Below are 6963 nucleotides of genomic sequence, written 5' to 3'. Positions count from 1 at the left end.
AGCGCCAGCGCCTTGATCTTCTCCACCGTCTCCGGCGGGGTCGTCTGCGGGTGGCTCTTGTGGATCGGCGGCAGGTCCTTCAGCCCCTCGAAGCCGTGGGTCTGAAACCGCCGCCGCCATTCGTAGAAGCTGGTGCGGTCCATGCCCCGCCGCCGGCATGCCTCGGCGACGTTGCCAAGCTCTCTGGCCAGTTCAAGCACGCTCAGGCGCTGCTCGGCCACCTTCGTCGCCGCGTCACGCGACCCGCGCTTCTTTGCTGTCGATGATTGTCCCATGAGATGGTCCTCCTTTCCCTGTATCGCACGGAAAGAAGGTTAAGGGAACAGATCAGCGTCCGGCTCTTCTCCACGATGTGTTCACTTAACCTTCTTTCCGTGCGCCCGGGGGAAAGGAGGAGCAACTCATGATACAATCATCGACAGCGAAGAAGCGGGGCGCGCAGGCCGCCGTTTCACGCGCTTGCGGCGAGCCTTTCGCCGAGCCGTTCGAGAAAACGAAGGCACGACGCGATCTCGGCGATCTCGATATGCTCGTCCGGAACATGGGCCTGCCGGATGCTGCCCGGGCCGAACAGGACCGCCGGCAGGCCTTCGCGGGCGAAGCAGCCGGCATCGGCGCCGAAGGGGACGGTTTCGCATGCGTCAACGCCGCTCGCCGCCCGCACGATCGCCAGGGCGGGCGATGTCGGATCGAAGGCGAGGCCGGGGTAGCGGGAAATCGTTTCCGTCATGATCGCGGCCCGCGGGCATGCGGCCTGCATCTCGGCCTCGGCCCGCGCGAGCCATCGCATGATCCGGGCCATGGCCGCGCGGCCGTCATCGGGCGGCGTCACGCGCAGCTCCCAATCCAGCGCGCAGTCCTCGGCGATGATCGAGCGTCCGGCGCCGCCTCGCATGACGCCGACGTTCACCGTGTTGCAGGGCGGGCGAAAGGCGCTGGCCGGATCCGCATCCGCCGCCATCCGCCGCCCCAGATTGTCGAGAAAGACGACGAAGCGCGCCGCCCAGTGGATGGCGCTGACGCCGCGCGCCGGATCCGAGGAATGGGCCGGAACGCCGCGAAAGCGCGTGCGCATCTCGAATCCGCCCTTGTGGCCCACGACCACCTTTCCCTCGGTCGGCTCGCCGACGATCACCGCGGCCGGACGCGGCCCATGCGCTATGATGTGACGGGCCAGCCCCGGCGCGCCGATCGAGCCCGGCTCTTCGTCATAGGTGAAGGCCAGGTGCACGGGCCGCGCAAGATCGGCGCGGGCAAAGCGCGGAACCATCGCCAGCGCGCAGGCGAGGAAACCCTTCATGTCCGTCGCCCCGCGACCATAGAGGCGTTCGCCCTCGCGCGTCAGTTCGAAGGGCGGGCGGGTCCAGGCCTGGCCTTCGACGGGCACGACGTCGGTATGCCCCGACAGCGCGACGCCGCCGTCGACGCTGGGTCCGATCGTCGCGAACAGATTGGCGCGCCGGCGCTGGTCGTCGAAATCCAGCGAGAAGGCGACGCCATGACGGCGCAGGATGTCCGTCATGTAGCCGATGATGTCGAGATTCGAGCGCCCCGAAAGACTTCGAAACCGAACAAGATCGGCCAGGATGGCGATGGCGTCGGGGACCGGGGGCGACATGTCGCGATCCTTGCTCATGCGTGTCGTGGGGCGTGGGGGCGGTCATGTTCGGCGCCCTGCCCCCGGCGGGAACGATGGCTTGCGCTTGGCCATGCGGCGCCATGACCGCGGCCGAGCGCCCCCGCCCCACGCGCCCAGGCGCCGCTTGCGGGCGCGGCGTGCCGCGTGCCCCTCCTGCGGGCGGCGCGTCGGCGGCCGAGGCCCCGGTCCGTCGCGCGCCGCGATGCGCCTGCATCCGGGCTCCGCTCCCCTGGCGCCGCAAGCCGTCCCCGCACGCGCTGCATCGGATAGCGCCCCTTCTCTAGTCGATCACGCAGATCGCGCGCGGCACGTCGGCAAGGGGCTCGGCCGCGCCGGTTTCGCGGATCAGGATGGTTTCGGTGATCGCGACGCCCCAGCCATCGGCCCAGATGCCGGGCATGAAATGAAAGGTCATGCCTGGCTTCAGCTCGGTTTCGTCCGAACGGCGGAAGGAAATCGTGCGTTCGCCCCAGTCCGGCGGATAGCCCAGCCCCACCGAATAGCCGCAGCGCGAATCCTTCGCGATCCCCGCCCGCTCGAAGACGGCGAAGAGCGCCGCGGCCACGTCGCAGGCGCGATTGCCCGCCCGCGCGGCCTCGATCCCGGCGGCGAGCCCATCCAGCAGCGCGGCTTCGGCGTTCAGGACATGCGCGGGCGGCTTGCCCAGATGGATCGTCCGGCACAGCGGCGCGTGGTAGCGCCGATGACAGCCGGCGATCTCGAAATAGGTCGCTTCGCCCTTTCGCAACGGCTTGTCGTTCCAGGTCAGATGCGAGGTCGAGGCCTCTTCGCCCGACGGCACGATCGGCGCGATCGCCGGATAATCGCCGCCGAAGGCGTCCGTTCCGACGATGCCCGCGCGCACCAGATCGCCCACCAGCTCGTTCTTTCTCAGCCCCGGGCGGGCGCGCGCGAAGATGACGTCATACATGGACTCGACGATCCGCGCCGCCTTGCGCATGAAGGCGATCTCCTGCGCCGACTTGATGCTGCGCAGCCAGTTCACCAACCCGCCGGCGTCCACGAAGCGCGCGTCGGGCAAGCCGCGCCTGAGGGCCGCGAAGGCGGCGGCCGGGAACTGGAAGCAGTCCATCTCGACGCCGATGCGCCCCTTGTCCCAGCCCTCGGCCGCGATCAGGCGCGAAAGATCCTCCATCGGGTGGCGTTCGCGCGACTGCACGAAGTCGTCGGCGTAGGCGCGGATGTTGTCGTCGGCAAGCCAGGTGGTCAGGCGCGCGCCGTTTTCGTCGATCCCGCGGCCCCACCAGATCGGGTCGCCGTCCATGGGAACGATCACGCCCTGGTGCACGTAGAAGGACCAGCCGTCATAGCCCGTCAGCCAGGCCATGTTGGCCGGATCAACGACGATCAGCAGATCCATGCCGCGCGCCGCCATCGACGCGCGGGTCCGCGCCAAACGGTCGGCGTATTCCTCGAGGCCGAAAGGAAGGGCGCGTTGGAGCATGGCCAACTCCGCGGAAGGGCCTTTTGACGGTAGGATCGAACGATGGGCGCGGTCAACAGACATGCGCGCCTCGCCCGGCGCGATCGGCGCCGCCGCCTCCGGCCCGCATGTCGGGGACTTCGCCTTCGACGGCATGCGGACCGCGCCGCCGCAAGCCTTCGCCTGCTCGCGACCGCCATCGAGGCCCATGAGGAGATTGCGCTTGGGTGGGCGTTGCGGCCCCCCTGCCCTTCTCCGCGACCGCCCGGATCGGGCGCTTCCTTGCCGCCGCCGATGCGCGGACCGAGCCAAGCAAGCGCAGGCGCCGCCTGGCGGCCTCGCGCCGGCCATGTCGGGTCAGGGCCGCCTTGCCGCCAAGTAGATCTTCGCCCGGCGCACGCGCCATGCGGCCTTCGGCGCCCGTTTCATGCGGGCCGTCCGCGCCCTGACCGACGCCGCCCGCGCGCGATCCCGACATCGGATCTCTGACCCGCGAGGCCGCCGTCGCCGGCCGGAGGCGCAGGCGCGCAAGGCATCGTCGGCTCCGCCGTCGCCTCGTGGAAAATGCCGCCATGGGCGGCCGCGGCGTTCATGCCGAAGCGGATGCGCCGCATGGGCGCGGCGGCGATCCCTTTTCGCTGTTTATCCTGCGCGAGCCGGCACAACGTTCCGCCGCAACCATGCCGATCGTCCGCCACACCTCGCCAAAGGACCGACATGACCCTGCCCTCCACGATGAAAACCGTCCTTCTGACCGGCCATGGCGGCCTCGAGAAGCTGGTCTATCGCGAGGACGTCCCCGTGCCGCGGCCGGGACCCGGCGAGGTGCTGATCCGCGTGCGCGCCCTGGCCGTGAACAACACCGACGTGAACACGAGGACGGGCTGGTATTCCAAGGCCGTGCGCGGCGACACGAATTCCGCCGCAACGACGGGCTGCGGCGGCGCGTCGGACGCCGATGGCGCCTGGTCGGGCGCTCTTTCGTTTCCCCGCATCCAGGGCGCGGATTGTTGCGGCGAGATCGTCGCGGTGGGCGAAGGCGTCGACGCCGGCCGCGTGGGTCAACGGGTGCTGGTCCGCCCCATCCACCGCCCAGCCGGCAGCGAGGATCCCCATGCGCTTCATACCTTCGGCTCGGAGCGCGACGGCGCCTTCGCGCAGTTCACGGTCATCGAGACCGAGCATGCCGTGGCGATCGACAGCCCGCTGACGGACGTCGAGCTGGCCTCCTTTCCCTGCGCGTTCTCGACCGCCGAGGGCACGATCCAGCGCGCCGATCTCGGGCCCGAACGGGTTCTGATCACCGGCGCTTCCGGCGGGGTGGGATCGGCGGCGATCCAGCTGGCCAAACGGCGCGGCGCCCATGTGACCGCGGTCACCTCCCCGTCGAAGGCCGAGGCCCTGCGCGAGCTTGGCGCCGACGCGATACTGGGGCGCGAGGACGCGCTTCCTACGGACTCATTCGATGTGGTTCTCGACCTGGTGGGCGGGCCGCGCTGGCCCGAACTGCTCGAGGCGCTGAGGGTGCGGGGGCGCTATGTGACCTCCGGGGCCATCGCCGGGCCGATCGTCGAGCTGGACCTGCGGACGCTGTATCTGAAGGATCAGACCCTGATCGGCAGCACCCGGCAGGACCCGCGGGTCTTCCCCGATCTGGTCGCCTATGTCGAACGCGGCGAAATTCGCCCGGTTGTGGCCGACGTCCATCCATTGTCCAAGATCCGAAGCGCGCAGGAGGCGTTTCTGAAGAAAGGCCATATCGGAAAGATCGCCCTCTCGATTCCCTAGGGACGGCGGCGGCTTGCGAAAACGCCCCGAAGGGCCCGCACGGGCGTTGCGGACGGGCGAGTTGCTGGAAGGCCGAGCGCAACGCCGGTTCCCTCGGCCATCGACCAGCCAACGCGCCATGGCCCCCTGACGCGCCCGGCCCGATCGCGCATGCGACCCGGCGCCGATCGCCGCCGCTTGGCACGGCCACCGCCTTGGCGCCGATGCGCAAGGCGCTGGCAAGCACGCGCCGCCTTGGCCGCGGGCGGGCTTGGACAGGGCGCCGGCGCCGAACCGCCATGGCCTCCGCCCTCCTCACGAGCGATGGCCCATCGCGCCACCCTGCTCTGGCCGCGCGCCGCAGCCGAGACGACGAAGGCGCGATCTTCGCCTTCGAGGCGCATTGCGGCCGATGCGGCGGCGGCAGGCGCGCCCCGCCATCCGCCGCGGGCTGCGCGCGTCACCCTCCGGCCAGCGGCGGCGCGGCGTCGGCGCGCCAGGCGGCCCATGCCTCGGGCGTGTCCAGGTCGATGCGCGCGCCATGGCCCGGCGTGCGCACGGCCAGGACGAAATCGGCGTTCTCGCGCAGGACCTCGCGCGCGCCCTCGTCCCCCGTCAGCCGCGACAGGCTTTCGAAGAAGCGGCGGCCGAACAGCACCGGATGGCCGGGGCGGCCGTCCTCGTCGGCCGCGCGCACGATCGCACGCCCCTCGTCGGGATCGAAGGCGGCGATGAGCGCGTTCATGTGCGCCGGCCCGATCTCGGGCATGTCCGCAAGCGCCAGCGCAACCGCGTCGGCGTCGGGGCGCAGCGCGCGCAGCCCGGCCCTGATCGACGAGGCCATGCCCTCGGCCGCCACCGGGTTCTCGACGATGCGCACGTCCAATCCCTCCAGCGCCTTGCGGCGCGCCTCGTCCTCGGGGCGCAGGACCACGATCGTCTCGTCCGCGTCCGAATCGAGCATCGCGCGCACGATGCGCCGCAAGAGGGGCTCGGCGCCGACGCGCTCGAGCAGCTTGTCGCGCCCGCCCATGCGCCGCCCCGCCCCGGCCGCCAGCACCACCGCCGAGACCACCGGCCGCGCCGCCGCGCGCGCGCCGCCCGCGCGCGGCTGCGGGCGCGAGGGGATCTCCTTCAAAAGCCCCCCGACCCCCATGCGCGCGATGTCCTCGGCGCTGATGGGCACGGCGCAGACCAGCCGCTCGAGCACCCAGTCGGCCCCGTTGAGCGCGGGCGCGCGCACGCAGCCCGGCAGGCCCAGCGCCGGCCGGCCGTCGGCCAGGCGCGCCAGGAACAGCAGGTTGCCCGGATCGACCGGCATGCCGAAACGCTCGATCTCGCCGCCCACGGCCTCGACGGCGGCGGGGCCCACGTCGCGCCGGTCCGAGGTGGCCGAGCCGCCCAGGATCAGCGCCAGCTCGCCGCGCGCGGCGCGCAGCGCCTCGGCCAGGGGCGCGACCTCGTGCGGAACGCTCGTCACCTCCAGCTCGCTCACCCCAAGCGCCGCTAGGCGCCGGCGCACCGCCTCGGCGCCCTTGCCGATCAGGCTTTCCTTCATGCCCGGCGTGCGCGTCAGGATCAGCGAGGCCGAGCCAATGCGCGGCGGATGCAGCCGCAGCGCCCCGCCCCCCGCAAGCGCGGCGCAAGCCGCCTCGACCGCCGCGCGCGGGGCGGCGTAGGGAATGATCTTGACCGTCGCCACCATCTGCCGCGGCTCGACCCGCGCCATGTCGGGCAAGGTCGCGACGGTGACCGATTCATGCACGGCGTTGAGCGCGTGGATGCGCGCCGCATCCACCCGCAGCACGCCGCCCGTGAGCGCGTAAAGGTTCGCCCGCCCGGTGAAGGGCGCCGAGACGCTCAGCCCCGCCGCGGTCGGATTGGGCGCAAGCGCCGCGGCCACGCGCGCGGCGGCGGCGTCCTCGGGCATGTCCTCGGGGCCAAGCCGCGCGGCCACGACCCGTTCGTGGCCCGCCGCGCGCAAGGCGGCCAGGTCGTCGTCGCTCAGCGGCGCCCCCTTGCGCAGGCGCCGGCCGCCCACATTCATCGAATGGGCCAGGATGCAGCCCCGCGCCTGGTCAAGCGGTATCGGGCCGAATTGCACCCGCCCCCT

At 71.6% G+C, this 6963-nt stretch carries 5 protein-coding genes; 1 reads left to right on the top strand and 4 read right to left on the bottom strand.

The genetic code is table 11. From position 1 onward, the window contains the following. From LY05_RS13395 to LY05_RS13385, 3 genes are all read right to left on the bottom strand, one after another. The coding region (locus LY05_RS13395) for a helix-turn-helix domain-containing protein (protein ID WP_148923492.1) at positions 1-275 on the bottom strand (275 nt) is incomplete at its 3' end. 176 nt (positions 276-451) lie between these two features. Next, positions 452-1618 carry an acetylornithine deacetylase gene (argE, locus tag LY05_RS13390; RefSeq protein WP_170259009.1) on the bottom strand — a complete coding sequence of 389 codons (1167 nt, stop codon included), beginning with the start codon at positions 1616-1618 and terminating at the stop codon, positions 452-454. Positions 1619-1919: 301 nt separating this feature from the next. Then, positions 1920-3104 (bottom strand): M24 family metallopeptidase, encoded by a 1185-nt coding sequence (locus LY05_RS13385; protein ID WP_148923490.1) that lies wholly within the window; start codon positions 3102-3104, stop codon positions 1920-1922. A 696-nt stretch (positions 3105-3800) separates the two neighbouring features. Here LY05_RS13385 and LY05_RS13380 point away from each other — a divergent pair. Continuing rightward, positions 3801-4871 carry an alcohol dehydrogenase family protein gene (locus LY05_RS13380; RefSeq protein ID WP_148923489.1) on the top strand — a complete coding sequence of 357 codons (1071 nt, stop codon included), beginning with the start codon at positions 3801-3803 and terminating at the stop codon, positions 4869-4871. 439 nt (positions 4872-5310) lie between these two features. On the opposite strand, the gene LY05_RS15610 is transcribed toward LY05_RS13380, so the two are convergent. Beyond that, a complete protein-coding gene (locus LY05_RS15610; RefSeq protein WP_148923488.1) occupies positions 5311-6954 on the bottom strand; it encodes an NTP transferase domain-containing protein in 1644 nt (547 codons plus the stop codon). Positions 6955-6963 lie beyond the last annotated feature (9 nt).

The organism is Oceanicella actignis (assembly GCF_008124525.1).
Classification (GTDB): domain Bacteria; phylum Pseudomonadota; class Alphaproteobacteria; order Rhodobacterales; family Rhodobacteraceae; genus Oceanicella; species Oceanicella actignis.
The sequence above is the reverse complement of the archived record's forward strand: the minus strand, read 5'-3'. Positions and strand labels throughout refer to the sequence as shown.

What these genes read in the sequence shown, in the direction of transcription:
- argE (WP_170259009.1), bottom strand. Translation starts at nt 1,618, where the DNA reads ATGTCGCCCCCGGTCCCCGACGCCATCGCCATCCTGGCCGATCTTGTT.
- LY05_RS13385 (WP_148923490.1), bottom strand. Translation starts at nt 3,104, where the DNA reads ATGCTCCAACGCGCCCTTCCTTTCGGCCTCGAGGAATACGCCGACCGT.
- LY05_RS13380 (WP_148923489.1), top strand. Translation starts at nt 3,801, where the DNA reads ATGACCCTGCCCTCCACGATGAAAACCGTCCTTCTGACCGGCCATGGC.